The 21,013-nt window shown below is 57.4% G+C and carries 15 protein-coding genes; 13 read left to right on the top strand and 2 right to left on the bottom strand.

Annotation, left to right across the window (positions count from 1 at the left end):
- The first annotated feature begins 49 nt into the window (after positions 1-49).
- The 12 genes from H0S68_RS02355 to H0S68_RS02300 all read left to right on the top strand — a co-directional run bounded on the left by H0S68_RS02355 (position 50) and on the right by H0S68_RS02300 (position 13,955).
- On the top strand, positions 50-1,291 hold the full coding sequence (locus H0S68_RS02355; protein WP_262255884.1) for an amino acid deaminase: 1,242 nt from the start codon (positions 50-52) through the stop codon (positions 1,289-1,291).
- Positions 1,292-1,310: 19 nt separating this feature from the next.
- Positions 1,311-2,099: an ABC transporter ATP-binding protein gene (locus tag H0S68_RS02350; RefSeq protein WP_262255886.1), complete on the top strand. Its 789-nt coding sequence runs from the start codon at positions 1,311-1,313 to the stop codon at positions 2,097-2,099.
- Positions 2,100-2,335: 236 nt separating this feature from the next.
- Entirely contained in the window at positions 2,336-3,292 is a 957-nt protein-coding gene (locus H0S68_RS02345) for an ABC transporter substrate-binding protein (protein WP_046374621.1), read from the top strand.
- Positions 3,292-4,296, top strand: coding sequence for a FecCD family ABC transporter permease (locus H0S68_RS02340; RefSeq protein ID WP_262255888.1), 1,005 nt, complete (start codon positions 3,292-3,294; stop codon positions 4,294-4,296). The genes H0S68_RS02345 and H0S68_RS02340 overlap by 1 nt, the downstream gene beginning before the upstream one ends.
- 313 nt (positions 4,297-4,609) lie before the next feature.
- Positions 4,610-5,545, top strand: a complete 936-nt coding sequence (gene pyrB / locus H0S68_RS02335; protein WP_020825004.1) for an aspartate carbamoyltransferase — start codon at positions 4,610-4,612, stop codon at positions 5,543-5,545.
- Between the two features lie 12 nt (positions 5,546-5,557).
- Entirely contained in the window at positions 5,558-6,022 is a 465-nt protein-coding gene (gene pyrI / locus H0S68_RS02330; RefSeq protein WP_020825003.1) for an aspartate carbamoyltransferase regulatory subunit, read from the top strand.
- Positions 6,023-6,179: 157 nt separating this feature from the next.
- Positions 6,180-6,566, top strand: a complete 387-nt coding sequence (gene ridA, locus H0S68_RS02325; protein WP_044554008.1) for a 2-iminobutanoate/2-iminopropanoate deaminase — start codon at positions 6,180-6,182, stop codon at positions 6,564-6,566.
- A 207-nt stretch (positions 6,567-6,773) separates the two neighbouring features.
- Complete coding sequence (locus tag H0S68_RS02320; RefSeq protein ID WP_262255889.1) at positions 6,774-9,755, top strand: non-ribosomal peptide synthetase; 2,982 nt, start codon at positions 6,774-6,776, stop codon at positions 9,753-9,755.
- 245 nt (positions 9,756-10,000) lie between these two features.
- Positions 10,001-11,437, top strand: coding sequence for a circularly permuted type 2 ATP-grasp protein (locus H0S68_RS02315; protein ID WP_262017223.1), 1,437 nt, complete (start codon positions 10,001-10,003; stop codon positions 11,435-11,437).
- Positions 11,431-12,360 carry an alpha-E domain-containing protein gene (locus tag H0S68_RS02310; RefSeq protein WP_020824999.1) on the top strand — a complete coding sequence of 310 codons (930 nt, stop codon included), beginning with the start codon at positions 11,431-11,433 and terminating at the stop codon, positions 12,358-12,360. Before H0S68_RS02315 ends, H0S68_RS02310 begins: the two co-directional genes overlap by 7 nt.
- Positions 12,357-13,151: a transglutaminase N-terminal domain-containing protein gene (locus H0S68_RS02305; RefSeq protein WP_046374624.1), complete on the top strand. Its 795-nt coding sequence runs from the start codon at positions 12,357-12,359 to the stop codon at positions 13,149-13,151. The genes H0S68_RS02310 and H0S68_RS02305 overlap by 4 nt, the downstream gene beginning before the upstream one ends.
- Before the next feature lie 75 nt (positions 13,152-13,226).
- Positions 13,227-13,955 (top strand): peptidase, encoded by a 729-nt coding sequence (locus H0S68_RS02300; RefSeq protein WP_410529127.1) that lies wholly within the window; start codon positions 13,227-13,229, stop codon positions 13,953-13,955.
- Between the two features lie 95 nt (positions 13,956-14,050).
- On the opposite strand, the gene H0S68_RS02295 is transcribed toward H0S68_RS02300, so the two are convergent.
- Positions 14,051-16,444: a beta-N-acetylhexosaminidase gene (locus tag H0S68_RS02295; protein WP_410529126.1), complete on the bottom strand. Its 2,394-nt coding sequence runs from the start codon at positions 16,442-16,444 to the stop codon at positions 14,051-14,053.
- 272 nt (positions 16,445-16,716) lie between these two features.
- Positions 16,717-19,425, bottom strand: a complete 2,709-nt coding sequence (gene mgtA, locus H0S68_RS02290; protein WP_410529125.1) for a magnesium-translocating P-type ATPase — start codon at positions 19,423-19,425, stop codon at positions 16,717-16,719.
- A gap of 417 nt (positions 19,426-19,842) precedes the next feature.
- Between mgtA and treR the strand changes: the two genes are divergently transcribed.
- Positions 19,843-20,790: a trehalose operon repressor TreR gene (gene treR / locus H0S68_RS02285; protein ID WP_128865679.1), complete on the top strand. Its 948-nt coding sequence runs from the start codon at positions 19,843-19,845 to the stop codon at positions 20,788-20,790.
- Positions 20,791-21,013: the final 223 nt, after the last annotated feature.

Here is a 21,013-nt window from a genome sequence, read left to right as displayed (position 1 = left end):
ATCAAGATACCCCAATTTAAAAAAGATAGAGCACCCAAAGGATAATGTTATGAAATACCAAAAAAAATTCACCGTTACCCATAAGGCCGCCGTGCTGCGCAGTGACCCGTCTGCGCCGGCAAACCTGCTTAACGAAGATGTCTGCCTGCCGGCCGCGGTGATCAAGCTCAGCAGCCTGGAAAACAATATCGCCTGGATGCAAAACTATGCCGATGCACGCGGCGTCTCGCTGGCCCCGCACGGTAAAACCACCATGACCCCCTGGATCTTCCAGCGTCAGGTAGCCCAGGGCGCCTGGGCGGTGGGCGTCGGTTCCGCCTGGCAGGCGAAGGTGGCAATGGAGGCGGGCGTACCCCGGGTACTGATGGCCAACCAACTGGTCGGCAAGGCCAATATGCGACTCGTTGCCGAATTGAAAGCGCAACATCCCTCCACCCTTTTCCTTTGCTGCATCGACAGCCTGAGCAATGCGCAAGCCCTCTCGGCGTTTTTCAGCCAGCATGGGCAAACCCTGGATGTCCTGTTGGAACTGGGTGTGCCCGGTGGCCGCTGCGGCTGCCGTAGCGTGGCACAAGCCGAGCAACTGGCGCAGGATATTGCCGGGCTGCCAGGGCTGCGCCTACAGGGTATCGAGCTATATGAAGGCGTGATGCACGGCGACGACGCCCAGAGTAAAATCGAACGGTTCCTGCGTGACGCCGCCGGCTTGCTGCGTGAACTGCACCGGCAACGTCTGCTCAGCGGTGAAGAAGCAATCCTCACCGGTGCGGGCTCTTCCTGGTATGACGTGGTTTGCCGCGTTTGGGGTGAAGAGTCGCTGCCGGAAAACTGCCGTCGGGTGATCCGCCCCGGCTGTTACATCACCCACGATCGGGGAATTTATCAGGACGCGCAAAATGCGGTGCTGGCCCGCGATAGCTACGCCTGCGATCTGGCGGGGGAGCTAACCTCGGCATTGGAATTGATAGCGCTGGTACAGTCGGTGCCGGAGCCGGGCCGGGTTATCGTCAATTTTGGCAAGCGAGACGCGGCTTTCGACGCCGGATTACCGCAGCCGATCGCCCATTACCGCAACGGGGTTCGGCAAGACAGCGGCGTGCAGCAGTTAACCACCCAGGGGATTATGGACCAGCACGCCATGTTAAGCTGCCCGGCAGACTTCCCGGTGCAGGTTGGAGATATACTGGTGTTTGCCACCTCTCACCCCTGCCTGACCTTCGATAAATGGAAGACGCTGTTGGTGATTGATGATAATTACAACGTTATAGAAACCATTGAGACATTTTTCTGAGCTCGGAAAAGGATATTTCATGACCAGCCTGCCCACCGACAGCCTGCTGTCGGTGCAGAATCTTTCTCTGGCGACCCCAGGGAAAGCCCCGCGAATTGATCGGGCCAGCTTCAGTATTCAACCCGGTGAATCCGTTACCATTATCGGCCCGAACGGCAGTGGGAAATCCACGCTATTGCGGCTACTGACCTGTGAGCTCAAGCCGACCGAAGGCGAAATTCTCTTTCAGGGAAAGCCCCTAGCCAGCTTAAAACCCCAGCAACGCGCCCGCGCTATCGCCTTGCTGAGCCAGCACGATGATGCGGATTTACGGCTTAAGGTTAGCGAGTATGTGGCACTGGGACGACTGCCCTGGCTGGCCGATCATTCGCCATCTCAACACGCGCTGATAGTTGCAAAAGCGATGGAGGAGGTGGGTATCGGCCACCTGCAACATAACCCGCTGGGCAAGCTTTCAGGCGGTGAACGCCAGCGCGCCGGGTTCGCCAGAGCATTGGCGCAGCAGCCGGTGCTGTTATTGCTTGATGAACCCACTAACCATCTCGATCCGCTGGCCCGACATCAACTGCTGTCGCTGATCCATGAAAAAAAGATAGCCACGATAAAAGTGCTGCACGATCTCGAGCTGGTGCAACCCTTTTCCGATAAGGTGATGATCATCAATAAAGGGAAAATCCTTTGTTATGGCCGCCCTGAAACGGTGCTGGAATCGACGCACCTGCAACAGGTGTTTGGCATGAGAACGCTGCAGGTTCGTCATCCGGAAAGCGGCGAAGCTGTGCGTTTCTTCGAGGCTTTACCGACATAATCCCCGCGATATTCGCCACAACCGACAATTGTTTGATCTAACTATATTTGTCATACGAATTATTCAGGTATGTTGCCCCCGTTTCCAATAAACCGGGTTATTGACTTCGGTTTTGCCGTTTTGCCCACGGGGTTACCCGAGTGGGATGACCTTCCTCCGCCCCACTGACGCCAGGCCAGACAACCGACGGTAATGCCCAATCAATAGCCTTTCGGTGCAATGAATCTGGAGTCGATGTGAAAAAGTTAACCCTCGCCGCGTTACTGGCATTCACCGCGGCAAGCGCCGGGGCCTCTGGTTTCCCGGTTACGGTGGACAACTGCGGCCAGCCCCTGACCTTTGAACGCCCGCCACAGCGTGCCATTATTCAAGATATCAATATGTCGCAAATGGCCTTTGCCCTGCAGCTCCAGCCTTCTATCGTCGGCGTGACAGGGATCTCCGGCTGGTACAAAAACATCCCTGAATTCACACAACAGCAGGGAACCATTCCTGAACTGGCCGCCAAATACCCGACGATCGAAAACCTTCTCGCTGCCAGTCCAGACCTGTTCTTCGCCGGCTGGAATTATGGTCTTCGTGGGGAAGTGACCCCGCAAGCGCTGGCAAAATTCAATATCAAAACGCTGGTGTTGAGTGAAAGTTGCATCCACGTCGACAACCATCGGCCACGGGCCAGTATGGATTTGCTCTACGACGATATGATCAGGCTCGGCAAAGTCTTTGGTAAACAGGAACAGGCGGAAAAGCTGGTCGCAGGCTGGCAACGGCAGGTGGCAGATATCCATCGCAAAATTGCGACGCAAAAACCCGTCAGGGTGTTCCTTTATGATTCCGGCGAAGAAAAGCCCTACACCAGCGGGGCCTACGCCATGCCGACGGCGATTATTGAAGCCGCTGGGGCAACAAACGTGATGGATACCCTGAACACCAGCTGGGTGAACACCAATTGGGAAAGCGTGGCGGCGACAGAGCCTGAATTTATCATTCTGGTGGACTATCAGGCTGAGCCCACCGACAGCATCGATGCGCGGCAGCTTTTCCTTGAACAACACCCCCTGATGAAGCAAACCCCGGCAGTAGTCCATCACCGCTATTTGAAATTGAAATACCAGGCGTTAACACCGGGGCCGGTCAATATTGAGGCGATCCACAAACTGGCTCAGGCCCTTTATCCTGCCGCTGTTAGCTGATGTCGGAAAAAATACGTTTCAGGCTGGCCTGGACCCTCGCCCCGCTGTTATTGGCAGGGTTAATCTTCGCCAATGTCGCCCAAGGCAGCGTGTCGCTCTCTCTTGCCCAGGTGTTAAGCGCGCTGGGCATCGTCCCGGGTGATGTACCCCCCATGATCAAAAGCATCGTGCTGGAACTGCGTTTGCCACGCACCTTGCTTGGGCTACTGGCGGGGGCTGGCCTGGCGTTGGTCGGCGCGCTGTTGCAAACCACAACCCGCAACGATTTGGCCGATCCCTTTCTGTTTGGCCTCTCCTCTGGCGCCTCCGCCGGCGTGGTGCTGGTGATGACCCGTCTCGGTGATAGCCTCGGGGCCTGGACGTTACCGGTGTCTTCCTTTGCCGGTGGCATGCTCTCTGCTGCCGTGGTGCTGGTTATTTTTATGACTCAATCGCAAAAAGGCACCGAAAAACTGATTATCTGCGGGCTGGCGGTCTCTTTTTTATTCGGGGCCTTCACCAACTATCTGGTTTTTTCCGGCGATCAGCGTACCGCCAGCAGCGTACTGTTCTGGACGCTGGGCGGGCTGGGGCTGGCCCGCTGGGATAATGTGCTTTTTGCCTTGATAGCGCTGCTGTTGCTGGTGGTATTGATTACCTTGCGCTGGCGATCGCTGGACGGCTTACTGGCTGGCGAACAGACCGCCGGCACGCTGGGCATCAACACCCGCCGTTTGCGCACGGAAGTGTTTCTTTGCTGTTCGCTGGCGACGGCATTACTGGTGGCATTGACCGGGGTGATAGGATTTGTCGGCTTAATGGTTCCCCATCTGGCGCGCCCTTTTACCGGCGTACGTCACCGGCGTCTGCTGCCGTTGGTCGGGGTGTTAGGGGCCATATTGCTCTCTGCCGGCGATCTGCTGAGCCGCGTCATCACCGCCCCCCAAGAGCTGCCCATCGGGATCATTACCGCCGGGCTGGGCGGCGTTTTCGTTCTGGTGATTTTGCTGCGCCGAGCCCACTGAAGGTAAAACTTCTGCCATGCGGCTAAAGGCCACCAGCCAATCGATTGCGAAATGACAAAAATCGGCGTTTTAGCGCTTGCAGTGGACAAAGGCGCGAGTATAATGCGCGACAATTTGCCAGGAGAAAGCATGAAAAACGACGTTTGTTTTGTTAGCCACAACCGACAAAACCGACTGCCAATCGGCAGCCAACTGCCGTTGTTTCTCCTGTTGCTAAACCGATCGTTTCAAGCCCCTCGTTGAGGGGCTTTTTTTTGCCTGAAAAATCTGTTCAAAGCCCCGCGCCACGGGCACGAGTCGAGGAGAGTGAAAAATGGCCAACCCGCTGTATCACAAACATATCATCTCTATTAACGATCTCAGCCGCGAGGATCTGGAGCTGGTGCTGCGCACCGCCGCCAGCCTGAAAGCCAATCCGCAACCCGAGCTGCTAAAACACAAGGTGATCGCCAGCTGCTTCTTTGAAGCCTCGACCCGTACCCGCCTGTCGTTTGAAACCTCGATGCACCGTCTGGGCGCTTCGGTAGTGGGTTTTGCCGACGGCAGCAACACCTCGCTCGGCAAGAAAGGCGAAACGCTGGCCGACACCATCTCGGTGATTGGCACCTACGTCGACGCCATCGTCATGCGTCATCCGCAGGAAGGCGCGGCGCGCCTGGCGACCGAATTCTCCGGCGGCATCCCGGTGCTCAACGCCGGTGACGGCGCCAACCAGCACCCGACCCAGACGCTGCTCGACCTGTTCACCATTCAGGAAACCCAGGGCCGCCTGAACAACATCAATATCGCCATGGTTGGCGACCTGAAATACGGCCGCACCGTGCACTCACTGGCGCAGGCGCTGGCCAAGTTTGAAGGCAACCGCTTCTTCTTCATCGCGCCGGACGCGCTGGCAATGCCGGCCTATATCCTGCAAATGCTGGAAGAGAAAGGCATCGAGTTCAGCCTGCACAGCAGCATTGAAGAAGTGGTCCCCGAGCTGGATATTCTCTACATGACCCGGGTGCAGAAAGAGCGTCTGGATCCTTCCGAATACGCCAACGTGAAGGCGCAGTTCGTTCTGCGCGCAGCGGATCTGGCCGGCGCACGCGCCAACCTCAAGGTGCTGCATCCGCTGCCGCGCATTGACGAAATCACTACCGACGTGGACAAAACGCCGTACGCCTACTATTTCCAGCAGGCGGGTAACGGCATTTTTGCCCGTCAGGCGCTGCTGGCGCTGGTTTTAAACGCAGATTTGGCTCTTTAAGGGGGAACCGTCATGACTCACGATAACAAACTGCAGGTTGAAGCGATCAAGTGCGGCACGGTGATTGACCATATTCCGGCACAGATCGGGTTTAAGCTGCTGACGCTGTTCAAGCTGACCGCCACCGACCAGCGCATCACTATCGGCCTGAACCTGCCTTCCAACGAGCTGGGCCGTAAAGACCTGATCAAAATTGAAAACACCTTCCTGACGGAGCAACAGGCCAACCAACTGGCCATGTACGCGCCGAAAGCCACGGTTAACCGCATCGACAATTATGAAGTGGTGCGCAAACTGACCCTCAGCCTGCCGGATCACATCGACGGCGTGCTGACCTGCCCGAACAGCAACTGCATCAGCCGCAGCGAACCGGTGTCTTCCAGCTTTAGCGTGAAATCCCGCGACGGCGACGTACACCTGAAATGCCGCTACTGCGAAAAAGAGTTCGAGCATCAGGTGGTCTTGCAGGCGGACTGAGTTCGGCCGGCTGCCGGGAGATGAGGCTGTTATTCTCCCGGTGACTGCCTATAATGGGAACCCCGTAGGGGCACCGAATACCGGGCCCGACGCTACGGAGAGCCACGCAGCCCACCGCGCTGCGATTTGAAAGACGAAGGGTATATCAGGAGAAAAAATGTCACGTAACATCAGCACTGAACTCGCCCCGGCAGCCATTGGTCCTTACGTGCAGGGCGTTGATCTGGGCAGCATGATCATCACTTCCGGCCAGATCCCGGTCGATCCGAAAACCGGCGCCGTTGCCGACGACGTTGCCGCTCAGGCTCGCCAGTCGCTGGAAAACGTTAAAGCGATCGTTGAAGCCGCCGGCCTGAAAGTGGCCGACATCGTGAAAACCACGGTTTTCGTGAAAGATCTTAACGACTTCGCTACCGTTAACGCCGCTTATGAAGCTTTCTTCACCGAGCACAGCGCGCCGTTCCCGGCCCGTTCCTGCGTTGAAGTGGCCCGTCTGCCGAAAGACGTGAAAATCGAAATCGAAGCCATCGCCGTTCGTCGCTAATACCGCGACCACGCGCCCAACGGTCAGCCCAGGCTGGCCGTTTTTATTTTTAGTATTTTTATTATTTCAATTATTTTATAACGATAGACCTATCCTCCCCACATTTACAATTCCGCATTAAAAATACGTCTATAATTATTTTCGCCCGGCCAGGCTATGATTTCTTGTGATTTATTAACCAGACTAATTATCTCAGGAGAATATCCCATGGCTCAAAGCATATTGGATTATTTTATCCAACAGGTCACTTATTCCCCCGAAGCACTGGCGATCGTCAGTGACGATCAACGTATTACCTACCGACAGTTAAATGAAGCCAGCAACCGACTCTGCGGTCAGTTGCAACGGCAGGGCGTTAGCCCCGGTGACAACGTGCCATTAGTCGCGCTGCGCACGCCGGAATTGCTGATAGGTATCCTGGCGATTATCAAAGCTGGAGCAAGTTATATCCCCATCGATGCCCGATATCCTGAAAAAAGAATTCTGGATATTGTCAGACAAAGCGGGTCAAAAGTAATCATATTGAGTAACTTATCAATTACTTTTGAAATAAATAACCCCGATGTGAAAATTATTGCCATTGATAATATTACATCAGATAAACTGGTTCCTTTTGAATTAATAAATCCCAAGAGTGATGCAACGGCTTATATTATTTTTACCTCTGGCACTACCGGCAAGCCCAAGGGGGTGATGATTGAACATCATTCACTGTTGAATATTATTCTCTGGCATAATCAAAAATTCGCCATGAGCCATGAAAGCCGTTCCACGCTGATAGCCGGTATCGGCTTTGATGTGGCCCAGTGGGAAATCTGGGCAGCATTGCTCAGCGGCGGCACGCTATATTTGCCGCAAGAAGAGACCCGACTGCAGCCCTCTGCCCTGCTCAACTTCTTCGCAGACCACCAGATCACCCATGCATTCGTGCCCACGGTGTTAGTGGCTGAAATCGTCGGCGCGCCACAGCCGGAAAACCTGGCGCTGCGCTACCTGTTTACCGCCGGGGAAAAACTCAACCCGATCGATCTCCGTGGAGTGAGTTACCCCTTGGTGGATTACTACGGCCCCACTGAAGCGACCATCTTCGCCACTTGGAATCGGGTCACTTGTGCAACACAAAACTCGGCCGCGACTATCGGTCGACCGGTGGCAGACACCGAGATTTTCATTCTCGACGATCATCTGCAACCGGTGAGTGGCCAACAGGCTGGCGAGCTTTATATCAGTGGCCGTTGCCTGGCTCGTGGTTACCTGAATGACCCACAGCTCACCGCAGAAAAGTTTATTACCCCGGTGCATTTTGCCGGTAAACGCCTCTACCGCAGCGGCGATCGGGCACGCTGGCTACCGGATCAACGCATTCAATACCTCGGGCGTCTAGACGACCAGATCAAAATCCGCGGTAACCGCGTGGAACTGGGCGAAATAGAAAGCGTTATGGTGCAGGTTGCGGGAGTGAAGGCGGCTGTCGCTATCGCCACCCAACCCCAGGATCCGGCAAACAAACAGATTGTGGCGTTTTTGGCGGCTGACAATGACGACGGCGAGTTGGTCGAACGTGTGAAGCAGCAACTGAAAGAAATGTTACCTTCATACTTCCTGCCCGCCAGCTTCCTGGTGATGGAACGCATGCCGATCAATGCCAATGGTAAAACCGATAAGGCCGCGCTGTTGGCCCTTTCCCACACGGATCAGTCTCTGGCAGCAGAGACGCTGACCGGCAGCCGGCAGATCATTGCCGCTATTTGGAGCCAGGTATTGGGGACGGCGAATATCCGCGCCGAAGACAACTTTTTCGACATCGGCGGCCATTCACTGCTGGCAGCAAAGCTGGCGACGGCCATCGATAACAAAATCGGAGTCAAAGTCTATGTGCGCGATATTTATGAATATCCGACGATAAACCGTCTGTCGCAGGCGCTGGATGAACGCAGCGGCCATGCACTGCCGACGGTGGACAGCGAACCGGTACGTGCTCTGCAAGACGACGTTTGGCTACCTGCAGATATCACCATCAACCCGGATTATGATGTGCGACAGGTCAGCGACCCCAAAGCCATTTTGCTCACCGGCGCCACCGGATTTGTCGGTGCGCATCTGCTGGCAGAGTTGCTCGTCACAACCCGTGCCGAGTTGTATTGCCTGGTGCGGCAGCGCAGCCGGATATCCCCGCAGCAACGACTCGACGAGATCCTGAATCGCTATCAGATTACTTTATCCGCCGAGCAGTACGCGCGCGTCCATCTGATCCCCGGCGACGTGGCCGAGCACGATTTCGCCCTGTCACCGGAGCACTTCCGTGAACTCAGCCAGCGGATCGATATCATTTATCATTCGGCAAGTGCGGTGAACTTTATCCAGCCCTATTCTTATATGAAACGCGATAATGTGCAGGGCCTGCGCGAAATCATTCGTTTTGCCGCGTACCGGCGCACCAAACCACTGATGTTGATGTCGACGATTTCGGTCTACAGCTGGGGGCACTTGCATACCGGAAAACGGGTGATGCTGGAAAGTGACGACATAGATCAGAACCTGCCGGCGGTGATCACCGATATCGGCTACGTCCGCAGCAAATGGGTAATGGAGAAAATTGCCGATCTGGCGGCATCGCAAGGCCTGCCGCTAATGACCTTCCGTCTGGGGTACGCCACCTTCCACAGCCGAACCGGCGTCAGCGCCAGCTACCAATGGTGGGGACGGCTAGTCAAAACCTGTATCACCAGCGGCACCCTGCCAGTGTTGCAAGACCTGCGCGAGGGCCTGACGACGGTGGACTATATGACCCAATCCATTGCCCATATCACTCGCAACCCTCAGGCGTTAGGGAAGAAATTCAACCTGATCCACCAGCACCAGAATAACCTGACGCTGCAAGCCTTCTTCCGCCTGCTGGAGCGCGAGTGTGGCTACCGCTTCCGACAGTTGCCTTTCGATCAATGGCGAGCACAGTGGGAACACGACGCTAATGCACCGCTCTACCCGTTGCTCAGCCTGTTCAGGGACAATATGGTGAATGGGCAATCGACGGTGCAGCTCTACCAAAATACCTACCAATGGGATTGCAGCAACCTGCAGCATTTCCTGCGGCACAGCGGGATCGAAGAACCACGGTTTACCCGGCAAATGCTACTGAATTATCTGCGGCAGTCTATCGGCACTTCGCAGCAAGCATTGCAGGTATAAATACCAGGGCGGGTCTTCAGGGCCCGCCCGCGTCCTTTGCACGGTGAGTTGCGCCATCACTGCTCATAGCCAACCTACACGCGCCGCAGTTTTGCCCCGTTTTAAGGCAGCGCCCGCTTTGGTTGCACCCAAAGCGGGCCATTTCCTGCCGCGAGCCGGCGTTTTCGCGCCATTTTCGCCCCTTTATCACCTTGGCACATTTTATGCTGGTTCTGTATACAGCCTGCAATGTCGACGAGGTGATGATGCTAAATATCGATCTGTCTGCTTCACCGTTTTTTGATGAGATGCTTCTGGCTGCGGGTAAGCACCGGGGTCACTACGAGGCTTACTGGCATTGGCTGCAACAGGCTGACCAAAAGGCCATTCAACGCAAGAGGGAAGAGGCTGCACTGCTGTTTCACCGGGTGGGGATTACCTTTAACGTTTATGGTGAGGATGACGGCGCTGAGCGCTTGATTCCGTTCGACAGCGTACCGCGCATCATACCCGCCAGCGAGTGGGCGATGCTCGATCGCGGTATTCGCCAGCGCGTACAGGCGCTTAACGCCTTTCTGCACGATATTTACCATCAACAACACATTCTGAAAGCCGGGATCATTCCGGCGGAACAGGTGCTGGCCAACGATCAATATCAACCCTGCATGCAAGGGGTCGATCTGCACCGCAATATTTACGCGCACATTGTCGGCGTGGATATGGTGCGCAACGGTGACGGCCAGTATTACGTGCTGGAAGACAACCTGCGCACCCCGTCCGGCGTTTCCTATATGCTGGAAAACCGCAAAATGATGATGCGCCTGTACCCGGAGCTGTTCGCTCAGCAACGCATCGCGCCGGTGGAGCGCTACCCGTCGCACCTGCTGCAAACCCTGCGTGAAAGCTCGCCGATCAACGATCCTACCGTGGTGGTGCTGACGCCGGGCCGTTTCAACAGCGCCTACTTCGAACACAGCTTCCTGGCGCAGCAGATGGGGGTTGAGCTGGTGGAAAGCGCCGACCTGTTCGTCAAGGACGGGGCGGTCTTTATGCGTACCACCGCCGGGCCTTGCAAGGTGGATGTGATCTACCGCCGGGTGGACGACGCCTTCCTCGATCCGTTGGCATTCCGCCCGGATTCGATGCTCGGCGTGCCGGGCCTGCTGTCGGTATACCGCGCCGGCAACGTGGTGCTGGCCAACGCCATCGGCACCGGCGTGGCCGACGACAAGTCAATTTATCCGTACGTGCCGGACATGGTGCGTTTCTACCTGCAGGAAGAGCCGATCCTCAATAACGTGCCCACCTGGCAATGCCGCCACAAGAATGAACTGTCGTACGTGCTGGCGAACCTGGAACAGATGGTGGTGAAGGAGGTGCACGGTGCCGGCGGCTACGGCATGCTGATCGGCCCGGCGGCGACCAAAGACGAAATCGCTCACTTCCGCAGCCTGCTGCTGGCCAAGCCGCATAACTACATTGCGCAAAATACGCTGGCGCTGTCGACCTGCCCGACCTTCGTCAACGACGGCCTGGCGCCGCGACATATCGATTTACGGCCGTTCGCCCTCAGCGGCGCGGAAATCCGCCTGGTGCCAGGCGGCCTGACGCGCGTGGCGCTGGCGCAAGGCTCACTGGTGGTCAACTCGTCGCAAGGCGGGGGAACCAAGGATACCTGGGTGTTGGAGGACGACGCATGCTGAGCCGAACTGCCAGTGAACTCTATTGGATGGCCCGCTATCTGGAGCGGGCGGAAAGCATCGCCCGGGTGCTCGACGTCACCAACAAGCTGTCGATGATGCCGATCCGCGACAGCGAGGATCAGGATCTGCAGGTGCCGCTCAATCTGACCAGTACCGGGCAGCTGTATGCCGCCGCCTACCCCGACCTGACGATGGCCAATCTGGTGAGCTTTTTTGCGCTCGACAGCCGCAACCACAGCAGCATTTACAGCTGTCTGCAAATGGGCTGGAACAACGCCCATGCGGTGCGCGGCAGCCTGTCTTCCGAGGTCTGGGAATGCATCAACGCCACCTGGATCGAAATGAAGCTGATCCGCCGTCAGGGCATAGGTTCGGTGGGCGCGGATGGCTTTTTCGACTGGGTGAAGGAGCGTTCTCACCTGTTTCGCGGCGCGATGTTCGGTACCTTGCTGCGCAGCGACGCCATGTGCTTTATCCGCCTCGGTACCCTGCTGGAGCGCGCAGACAGCACTGCCCGTCTGTTAGGGGTTAAGAACTCGCTGATGGACAGCGACGGCGACCCGGTGCGCGAATATTACCGCATGGACACGCTGTTGCGTGCAGTGAGCGCACGCGAAGCCTACCACAGCATCTACAAGCAGCAGCTCAGTCGGGACACCATTGCCGAACTGATGATCCTGCGTAATGAAATCCCCCGCTCCCTGCTGGCCTGCGTCGGCGATCTGGTGCAACAGCTGGAGCAAATTGGCGGCAACAGTGCCAATCAGCCGCGCCGGCTGGCGCATACGCTGCACGCCGAGCTGCGCTTTAGCAGCATGAAAGATCTGAACAAGGTCGGGTTGAACGACTGGCTGGACGCGTTTCTCGGCCAGATTGGCGGCATCGCGGAGAGCATCCATCACACTTATCTGGAGGCGCAATGAAACTGAACATTGAGCACAACACCCACTATACCTATGCCCAGCAGGTGCAGCGCAGCACTCAGTATCTGCGCCTGACGCCGCAGGATTCGGAGCATCAGCGCATCATTTCATGGCAGTTGACGCTGCCGGAAGATGCCGTGTGCACCACCGATGCCTTCGGCAACGTGCTGCACGTGCTGACGCTGGATCACCCGCACCAGGCCATCAGCATTCAGGCCCACGGCGTGGTGGAAATTGAAGACGGTGCCGAAGATCAGGTGATGGGGCATTTGTCGCCGCTGGTCTTCCTGCGCCACAGCCCGCTGACCCAACCCGACAGCGCGATCCAGGCCTTCGCCCTGCGCTACTACCAACCGCAGGCGGTGCTGGACGGGCTGGAAAATCTGATGGGCGAGCTGCTGCTCAAAATGCCGTATACCCCAGGGTCAACCAGCGTCACCGACAGCGCGGCCCAGGCATTCGCAACCGGCACCGGCGTCTGTCAGGATCATACCCACGTATTTTTGGCCTGCTGCCGCAGTCTGAACATTCCGGCGCGCTATGTCAGCGGTTATCTTTATAGCGAGGACTCGGCCCACGTCGCCACCCACGCCTGGGCCGAGGCCTGGGTCGACGACCGCTGGCACAGCTTTGACGTCACCAACAATACCCGCCTGCCGAATCAACACCTTAAGCTGGCGGTAGGCATCGACTATCTCGACGCCTGCCCGGTACGCGGGATGCGGCTCGGCGGCGGCTGCGAGAACATGCAGACCATCGCCGAAGTGCAGATGATGCCAACCGGCCAGTAGCCTCTTGCCGAAAACCAAGGTTTACGGCACGCTGGCGGTTGGCGGCGTGCCAGTATCGTTTTGAGGGATTGTGGTATGACCTATTGTGTGGCCATGCGCTTGTCTTCCGGGCTGGTCTTTGCTTCCGATTCGCGCACCAATGCCGGCGTGGATCATATTTCCACCTTCCGCAAACTGCACGTGTTTCAGCAGGACGGTGAACGCATGCTGGTGTTGCAAAGCGCCGGCAACCTGGCGACCACTCAGAGCATCATCAGCCTGTTGCAGCGCCGCAGCAAAGATCCCGAACGCCTGAACCTGCTGAACGCACCGAGCATGTACGAAGCCGCTACTCTGGTAGGCGAAACGGTGCGGGAAGTGATCCAACGCGACAGCGAAGCCCAGCAAAGCGGCAGCACGACCGACTTTAGCTGCAGCCTGCTGCTCGGCGGCCAGATCAGCGGTGAAGAGATGCGGCTATTCCATATTTACCCGCAGGGTAATTTTATCGAGGCCACCCGCGATACGCCCTATTTCCAGATTGGCGAAAGCAAATACGGCAAACCGATTATCGATCGGGTACTGAACTACGACACCCCGCTGGAACAGGCGATGCAGTGCGCGCTGATCTCTCTGGATTCGACGCTGCGCAGCAACCTGTCGGTCGGCCTGCCGCTCGACGTGATGATCTACCCGCGCGACAGCTTTAGCAGTGCGCAGCAGTACCGTATCACCGAAGATCACCCGCATTTTAGCGCCATCCGTAAAGGCTGGGGCGAAGGGCTGGTCAGTATTTTCAAACAGTTGCCGCCGCTGCAACTGTAGGTTTTGCGGGCTCAGCATGCTGAGCCCCTACATATGCAGAGCCCTACACACGCTGAGTCCCTACATATGCAGAGCGCTACATATACTGACTTACCTCATTCGATAGCGCTGGCGCGCAAAAGCGCTTCCAGCGGATAGACCGCCGCAATCACCACTTCGTCGCGTATCTGCGCCGCCGCGTCCAATTGCTGCTGTATCTGCGTCGCTTCTGCCTTGTTCAGCGGTTTGCCCTGTTGATAACGCTCCAACAGCATCAACCCCAGCGTGGACAGCGCGCCAACATCCTGCGCCACCGGTGCCAGATCCTGCATCAGCCGGTTACCGGCAATCACCGTTTTTACCGGTGCGGTATTGAGCTGCCAGCGTTGTAAACGTTCGCGCAACGCCTGCGCTGCAGCACGATCGTTGCGGTCCTTCACTAACGCCGCAACCTGCATGCCCATCTCGCGCACCGCGTTGCTTTCCGCCGGCAGTGCGTCGGCAAAACGGTTCAGCGGTTCGAACTGGTGATAGTTACCGGCTTTGAATTTCAGATGCTGTCGAGTGTAGTACTGGCCCGGCTCCACCGCTTCGGCCAGGGTTTGCAGCGGTGCTATCGTCACGCTGTTTGCCAACCGGGTGAACTCGCGCGCGGTTTCCGCATGCTGTTGCAACCCCACCGACACCACCGACCAGGCATCGACTGCCGCCAGCCTGCGGTACATATTATTTTCATCGGTCACGTCCTGCGCAGACCACAAGCGCTCCGCCACCGCGAACCCACGCGGCCAGAGCTTGAGATCGAGGATCGGCGCCCTGATGTTTTCCGCCCACAGCGCCGCCTCGCCGCCGAGAATATTGGCCTGCTGCTTCGTCTCCGGCACCACCGGCATCTTGCCCACCGGGATCGCCGTCAGCTTGCTGCCGCTGGTCGGGTAACGCACGTTGCCCACCAGCGTATAGCCGCTGAGCTGGTCCTGGCTCAGGGTAAATACCGGGCGGGTATCCCCCATCCAGCTGTCGAGCCGGAAGCTCACCTGCTGCGGAGAACGCCAGACGATATCGTGCAGCGCACGGCGCGATTTACCGTTGAAATCGATAAAACCCCGCCAGCCCTGCTTGCCTTCAATCAGGGTAAAACTGCCTTCTACCGCGCTGCCCTTCAGCCGCGGCATGCTGAACTGCCAGCTTTGCGCCTTTTCATCCGGCTGCACCTCGGTGTCGACGCCCAGCGGCTGCGGCAGGATCTCATTGCGATAGTGATAGGCCGCGCTTTGCGGTTGATCGAGGTAAAAACCGGTAGACAGAATGCCCTGGTAACCGTCCTGTGCGCTGGCGCCGAGCGAGTCCTGCCCCTGCCAGGACTGGATGACAATGCTGCGCGGCAGCGACGGATGATAGATCTCATCCCAACCCACCATCTGACGCTGATGCTGCTCGAGGATTTTCTCCAGCTTCTGATTGAAGTAGGCCTGCAGCGCATGGGTGTCCGCCAACTGGTGCTGCTGCATAAAGGCCTGAATGGTTTTGGATTGCTTCCACTGGCTGGCATCAACCTCATCACCGCCAATGTGCAAATAAGGATCGGGGAAGATCGCAGCCAATTCGCCAATGATGGCGTCAACAAACCGATAAACTTCATCGCGGGTCGGATCCAGCGTCGGCAGATGCACACCCCACTTGCGCTCCATCGAATACGGGCCCGGCGCGCTCATCAATTCCGGGTAGGCCACGGCGATACTGGAAGCATGGCCAGGCAGATCGATTTCAGGTACTACCCGGATACCGCGCGCGCTAGCGTAAGCCACTACCTGTTGCATCTGTTCGCGAGTATAAAACTGGCCGTCGCTGGCCTGCTGTTGCAGCTTGGGATAATGCACAGAAGCAAAGCGCCAGCCCTGATCGTCGGTCAGGTGCCAGTGGAACACGTTGAGTTTGGCCGCCGCCATGCCGTCGAGCTGACGCAGAATGTCCGCCAACGGCAGGAAATGACGTGCCGAATCCAGCAGCACACCGCGCCACGGGAAACGCGGTACGTCGGTAATGCTCACCAACGGCATGAAGGTGTTCTGCCCGTCGGTCTGCACCAATTGCAGCAGGGTTTCCATGCCGCGCAACGCGCCGAAGCGGGTATTGGCTGCCAGCGTTACCCCCTGCGGCGTCACCGTCAATTTATAGCTTTCATCGCTCCCCGGCAGAGGCTGCGCCGCCACCTTATCTTTGATATTCACCTTGATGACCACGCCCGTGGCCTTTTCGGCCTGCGGCACCAGGGTCCAGCCGGTTTGCAGCTCAATACGTTGGCGCCAGCGCTGCAGCGCATCGTCCAGATCGTCCCCCTGCAGGCTAATCGACAAACGGTGATCCAACACCAGCTTGCCCGCCGGCTGAGTCAGTTCAACCTGCTGCGGCCAGGGCATCAGCGGCAGATCGCCGGCCGGCTGCGCCAGCGCGCCCAGGGAAAGCAATAACGATGAAGCCAGTAGCGTATAACGCAAAGTTCTGTGCATCAGAAATTCCTCAGAGGAAAAAAATATCAATTGCTCCCCAACGAATTTCAAATTACCGCCAGGCGGCAAACGTCTGAATCCCTGGGAGCTTAGATTTGCTAAGTGACTAGGGTGAGGACGTGCAGCCAACAACGCGGTAGTTTGAAAGGCAAAGGGGAAGACAGCTAAGCTGTAAATAAAGACTGAGCACAGGACAGATGTCCAACGACAAGGGTGAAAAGCCGGGTTGGATCACAGATGCCCCTCTTCCAGGCGAAAGAGGGGCGCAGCGATTACTGCCAGCCGTAACGGCGCACAAACCAGCCTTTCACGCACTGGGTCAGCACCATATAGCCGGTCAGGATCAGCACCAGCCACGGGAAGTAGCCGAGCGGCAATGCCTGCAGCTGCAAGAATCCGGCCAACGGCGAGAAGGTCAGGCCGATGCCGGTAACGATGACCAGCAGGGTCATCATGCACAGCGGCCATGAAGGACGGCTCTGGATAAACGGTATTTTGCGCGTGCGGATCATATGCACAATCAGCGTTTGCGACAGCAACCCTTCCACGAACCAGCCGGACTGGAACAGCGTCTGCATTTCAGGCGTATTGGCCTTGAAAACCCACCACATCAGGCTGAAAGTCAGCACGTCGAAGATCGAGCTGATCGGCCCGAAAAACACCATAAAGCGTCCAATATCGCCGGAGTTCCAGCGTTGCGGCTGAGTAATCTGATCGTCGTCGACGTTGTCGAACGGAATGGCGATCTGTGAAATGTCATACATCAGGTTCTGGATCAACAGGTGCAGCGGCAACATCGGCAGGAAAGGCAAAAAGGCGCTGGCAATCAGCACGCTGAAGACGTTGCCGAAATTGGAGCTGGCGGTCATCTTGATGTACTTGAGCATGTTGGCAAAAGTACGACGTCCCTCGATGACCCCCTGCTCCAGCACCATCAGGCTTTTTTCCAGCAGGATGATGTCCGCCGCTTCCTTGGCGATATCCACGGCGGAGTCCACCGAAATACCGATATCCGCCGCACGCAGAGCGGGCGCATCGTTGATGCCGTCCCCCATAAAGCCGACCACGTGGCCCTGCTGGCGCAATAGCTTGACGATGCGTTCCTTATGCAGCGGCGTCAGCTTGGCGAACACCGTGGTACGCGCCGCAGCCTGCGCCAGCTGTTCGTCGTTCATCTGTTCGATTTCACTGCCGCGCAATACGTGATCCGCCGCCAGCCCGACGTCTTTGCACACCTTCGCCGCCACCAGCTCATTGTCACCGGTAAGGATCTTCACCGTGACACCGCTGTTTTTCAGCGCCGCCAACGCCGGCGCCGTGCTCTCTTTAGGCGGATCGAGGAAGGCCACGTAGCCCTCGAGGATCAAATCCGATTCGTCGGCCACGCTGTATTCATGGGCCTGGGCCGGCAAGATCTTGTTGGCCACCGCCACTACGCGCAACCCTTGCTGGTTGAGATCGTCGGTGATGCGCCGAATTCGCGCCAGCAGCGCTTCGTTGAGCGGGATCACCTCATCTTCCTGCCGCACATGGCTGCAAATCGCCAGCATCTCTTCCAGCGCGCCCTTGCAGATCAGTTCGTGATATTGCGCGTCTTTGGCCACCACCACCGACATACGGCGCCGTTCAAAATCAAACGGGATCTCATCCACTTTACGGTAATGCTGCAACGCATCCGGCTGTTGGTTTTGTTCCGCGCAGCTCAGCACTGCCACGTCGAGCAGGTTTTTCAAGCCGGTCTGGTAGAAGCTGTTCAGCCAGGCGTAATGCAGTACGCGATCGCTGGCGGCACCGAACACGTCGGTGTGGCGCTCCAGCACGATTTTATCCTGGGTCAGGGTGCCGGTTTTATCAGTGCACAAAACGTCCATGGCGCCAAAGTTTTGGATAGCATCCAGACGTTTGACGATCACTTTCTGCCTGGACAGTTTCACTGCCCCTCTGGCCAGCGTTGAAGTGACGATCATCGGCAGCATTTCCGGGGTCAGCCCCACCGCCACCGACAGCGCAAACAGCGCCGCTTCCCACCAGTCACCCTTGGTGTAGCCGTTGATCAACAAAACGATCGGCGTCATCACCAGCATAAAACGGATCAGCAGCCAGCTGACCCTGCTGATGCCGGTCTGGAAGGCGTTCGGCTGTTCATCCTGGCTGATGACCCGCTGCGCCAACTGGCCAAAGTAGGTGCCGCCGCCGGTACCGATCACCATCGCCAGCGCGGTGCCGCTGACCACGTTGGTGCCCATAAAGCACAGGTTCTGGCACTCCAACGGATCTTCTGCCTGTTCGCGCAGCTCGGCGATTTTCTCTACTGGAAGAGATTCGCCGGTCAACGCCGCCTGGCTGATAAACAGATCCTTGGCCGACAGCACGCGCAGATCCGCCGGGATCATATCTCCTGCCGCTAGTTTGATGATGTCACCCGGCACCAGTTGAGAGATCGGCAGTTCAAGGTGTTCGCTTTTCCCGGACAATGCGTCGCTACGGATCACCGTGGCGGTGTTGCTGACCATCGCCTTCAGCGCGTCCGCCGCCCGATTGGATCGCGCTTCCTGAATGAAGTTCAACAACGTAGAGATCACCACCATCAGTGCGATCACCAGTGCGCCCGTCAGATCTTCCGTCGCGTAAGAGATCATGCCAAGCGCGGTCAGCAGCAGGTTGAACGGGTTGCGATAACAGTGCCACAGGTGCTGCCACCAGGCTTCTTTTTGCTGATCGTCGATGACGTTCTCGCCGCAGCGTTCGCGTACCCGTTCAGCCTCATGGGCAGTGATGCCTTCCGGGTGGCTGTGAAAACGCAGATACAGATCGGTGACGTCGGCAACGGCGCATTCCAGCCGCTGCTGTGCCAATCCGGCGGGCAACCCTTGCGCTTTGCCGCCAAGGCTGTCCAACAGGCTATCGCGGTGCACCAAACGGCGCGGTAAATTGCGGCTGAGCATGCCCAACAGCTGACGGGGAATATTTTTCAGTTTCATTATTTTGCACCTCGTCGCCCATTGCCTCCCGGCAGCGGGTGAACGCGGGATCGCTCCCAACCGGGCTTTTGGATGCGCCAAAAAGCCTCTGCCGGGGCAGATCCTGTTTTTTTAAAAGCAGCAGGAGCGAACGACGGGCGTGCGCTACCGGTTACCGTTTACTTCACCGGTAAAACAGCAGCGCAAAGCGAGCAGGTTTTACCGGATCACCGAGTGGGTGTCTAACGGGGTCGGATCGGGATCCATACGGGTGATAACCTCCGGTAAATGAAAAGATCGAACGACAAGAGCGGCCGTTCAGCGCAGCACATAAATCCCTGCATAGCGTCAAGATCCGTTGCGGAAAATAAGCTATGCTGACGGGCATTCAGCGTAGGCCGCCAGTCTACGCCTTTTAACCTCAACGAAAAGTAAACCATGCAAAACCGGCTGACCATCAAGGACATCGCACGCCTGAGCGGCGTAGGCAAATCCACCGTATCACGCGTGCTGAACAACGAAGGCAGCGTGAGCCCGCAAACCCGCGAACGGGTGGAAGCGGTGATCCGTCAGCAGGGGTTTACCCCGTCCAAATCGGCGCGCGCCATGCGCGGCCAGAGCGATAAAGTGGTCGGCATCATCGTTTCCCGTCTCGATTCGCCATCCGAGAACCAGGCGGTACGCACCATGCTGCCGCTGCTGTATCAGCACGGTTTCGACCCTATAGTGATGGAAAGCCAGTTTGAAACCCGGCTGGTGGAAGAGCATCTGCATGTCCTTCAACAGCGCAACGTCGACGGGGTGATCCTGTTTGGCTTCACCGGCCTGACGGCGGCCATGCTCAGCCCATGGCAAGAAAAGATGGTGGTGCTGGCGCGGGAATACGACGGTTTTTCCTCGGTGTGCTACGACGACGACGGCGCCGTACGGCTGTTGATGGAACGCCTGCACCAGCAGGGGCATCGCCATATCAGTTATTTGGGGGTGCAACTGTCGGATGCCACCACCGGTTTGCGCCGCCACCAGGCCTATCTGGACGCCTGCCGCAAACGGGGTATTTCCCCCCATGTGGCCTTGGGTGAATTGAGTTATCAGAGCGGCTTCCAGCTGGCTGCCTCAGCCATCGAACCACAGACCACCGCGCTGGTGTGCGCCTCCGACACCATCGCCCTCGGCGCCATCAAATACCTGCAACAGCAGCATATTACACCGCTGCAGGTGTGCGGCATCGGTAACACCCCGTTGCTTAACTTCTTGTTCCCCGAAACGTTCTCGGTCGATCTCGGCTACGGCAGCGCAGGACTGCAGGCTGCGCAACAGCTGCTGGGCCAGCTCAGCGGCGAACAGGGTATCCGCCAGATCATCGTGCCAAGCAAACTCGCCTGACGGCGGGTGGGTTGTTTAGCCGGATAAATTCCCCAGCCTGAAATACCCTGTTGGTGCTCACACCCAGTGAGCGTCACTTCATCGCTATTTTTTTGTCTCCGCCACCACACAACAACCGGTAGTCGACCGCCTTCACCCATCAAATTAAATTGCTGTTCATACATACAGTTATCGCTGTGTGTTTTAGCGGTTTTTCAGCACACGGAATGTGTACCTCCCCAGA

It is taken from the genome of Serratia sp. AXJ-M (assembly GCF_046531865.1).
GTDB classification, from domain to species: domain Bacteria; phylum Pseudomonadota; class Gammaproteobacteria; order Enterobacterales; family Enterobacteriaceae; genus Serratia; species Serratia liquefaciens.
The sequence above is the reverse complement of the archived record's forward strand: the minus strand, read 5'-3'. Positions and strand labels throughout refer to the sequence as shown.